2 protein-coding genes are annotated in these 2,412 nt (G+C 57.1%); both read left to right on the top strand.

Features of this window, described 5'->3' with window-relative positions:
• Positions 1-113 precede the first annotated feature (113 nt).
• Positions 114-1,643, top strand: coding sequence for an IS21 family transposase (gene istA, locus FCK22_RS17855; protein WP_136720741.1), 1,530 nt, complete (start codon positions 114-116; stop codon positions 1,641-1,643).
• Positions 1,633-2,412: IS21-like element helper ATPase IstB (gene istB / locus FCK22_RS17860; RefSeq protein ID WP_136720740.1), on the top strand; the 780-nt coding region annotated here is incomplete at its 3' end. The genes istA and istB, both read left to right, overlap by 11 nt.

A 2,412-nucleotide genomic window follows, 5' to 3' on the forward strand; every position in this document is an offset into this window, starting at 1 on the left:
TGTTGATTGTCACTGAGAACTGACCCGGTAGCCCCATAAATTGTCACTGAGAATTGACCCATGTGAACACACTTCCCCGACGGTTTTGGTTGGGGGGATTTGGAGTGATCGACATGGGATTTTTGAGTGTCATTCGACGCTGGGCATTGCGTGACAAGATGCCAATCAGGGAGATTGCCCGGCGGACGGGTTTGTCTCGGAACACGATAAAGAAGTATCTGCGTGAAGGTGCGGTGGAACCGCAGTTCAAGACGCCCAAGCGTCCAAGCAAGCTGGATCCCTATTCGGATCGGCTGTCAGCCTGGCTTTTAATCCAGACGCGGAAGTCACGCAAAGAGCGGCGGACAGTGAAGCAAATGCATGCTGATCTGGTGAAGCTGGGATATGATGGCTCCTATGAACGCGTAGCAGCTTTCGCCCGGGCATGGCGTGAAGATCGGCATCGAGCGGAACAGACGACGGGGCGCGGCACCTACGTGCCTTTGGTGTTCGCGCCCGGCGAAGCCTTCCAATTCGATTGGAGCGAGGACTGGGCCAACATTGGCGGTGAGCGCGCCAAACTTCAGGTCGCGCATATCAAACTGTCACACAGCCGCGCTTTCTTGGTGCGGGCCTACCCGCTGCAAACGCACGAGATGCTGTTTGACGCCCACTGGCATGCATTCCGCGTCTTCGGCGGCGTGCCTGGTCGCGGGATCTATGACAATATGAAGACCGCCGTTGATCGTGTGGGCAGAGGCAAGCAGCGGGACGTCAATGCACGCTTCAAGGCTATGGCCAGCCACTACGTGTTTGAGCCCGAGTTCTGCAATCCAGCCGCAGGTTGGGAGAAAGGCCAGGTTGAGAAGAACGTGCAGGATGCGCGCAACCGCATGTGGCAAGTCATGCCGGTCTTTGCCGATCTGGACGAGCTGAACCAATGGCTTGAAGATCGCTGTATCGCCCTTTGGGCAGAGACACCGCACAAGGCTTTGCCGGGGTCCATCGCTGACGTGTGGGAGGCCGAGAAGCCCACGCTGATGGCACTGCCGCCGGCATTCGATGGCTTTATCGAACACAGTAAGCGTGTGTCACCCACATGCCTGATCACGTTCGAACGCAATCGCTACAGCGTTCCCGCCAGCTTCGCGAACCGACGTGTCAGTTTGCATGTTTATCCCGAACGGCTGGTCGTGGTCGCTGAAGGGCAAACGGTTTGCGAGCATGCGCGGATCATCGAGCGATCTCATCGCAAGCCCGGCAAGGTCATCTATGAGTGGCGTCACTATCTCGCTGTCATCCAACGCAAACCAGGTGCCTTACGCAATGGTGCGCCGTTCACGGAGATGCCGGATGCCTTCCGGCAACTTCAGGATCACATGCTGCGTAAAGAAGGCGGTGACCGAGAGATGGTCGACATTCTGTCTCTGGTCCTTCAGCACAACGAAGATGACGTTTTGTGCGCAGTGGAGCTGGCACTTGAAGCGGGCGTCCCCACCAAGACGCACATCCTGAACCTGTTGCATCGATTGATCGACCGCAGACCGACAGATCACCCCGAGGTCGATCCGCCGGACGCACTGGCATTGCAGTCAACGCCAGAGGCCAACGTCGATCGCTATGACGGGTTGCGACAGACTAAGGAGAAGCGCCATGCGTCATGACCCAGCAGGAGCTTCTATCGTGATCATGCTACGCAGTCTCAAGCTGTACGGCATGGCAAATGCGATTGAAGACTTGGTCGCCCAGGGCGCGCCAGCGTTCGAAGCTGCCACACCAATGCTGTCACAGCTGCTCAAGGCTGAGATCGCCGAACGCGAGGTACGGTCTATCGCCTACCACACGAAAGTCGCCCGCTTCCCCGCATACAAGGATCTGACGGGCTTCGACTTTGCATCGAGTGAGGTCAACGAAGCGACAGTGCGGCAGCTACATCGATGCGAGTTTATCGAAGCGGCCGAAAATGTCGTTTTGATCGGCGGTCCCGGAACGGGCAAGAGCCACACGGCCACTGCAATTGGCGTCCAAGCGATTGAGCACCACAGGCGCAAGGTCCGCTTCTTCTCGACCGTAGAATTGGTCAATGCGTTGGAACAGGAGAAGGCGCTTGGAAAGGCAGGGAAACTGGCTGAGACGCTGACGAAGGTCGACTTGGTCATTTTGGACGAACTCGGCTACCTGCCGTTCAGTTCATCTGGCGGGGCGCTGCTCTTCCATCTGCTCAGTAAGCTCTATGAGCGCACCAGTGTGATCATCACCACCAACCTTAGCTTCTCAGAATGGGCGCAGGTCTTCGGGGATGCAAAGATGACCACCGCTCTCTTGGATCGGCTTACCCACCGCTGCCACATCCTCGAAACCGGAAACGACAGCTACCGCTTCAAGGTCAGTTCTGAGGCAGCAAAGAAAACTGCAAAGGAGGCCAAAACATTG

Origin of the sequence: Sulfitobacter sp. 15WGC (assembly GCF_005068605.1) — a bacterium.
Lineage (GTDB): Bacteria > Pseudomonadota > Alphaproteobacteria > Rhodobacterales > Rhodobacteraceae > Sulfitobacter > Sulfitobacter faviae.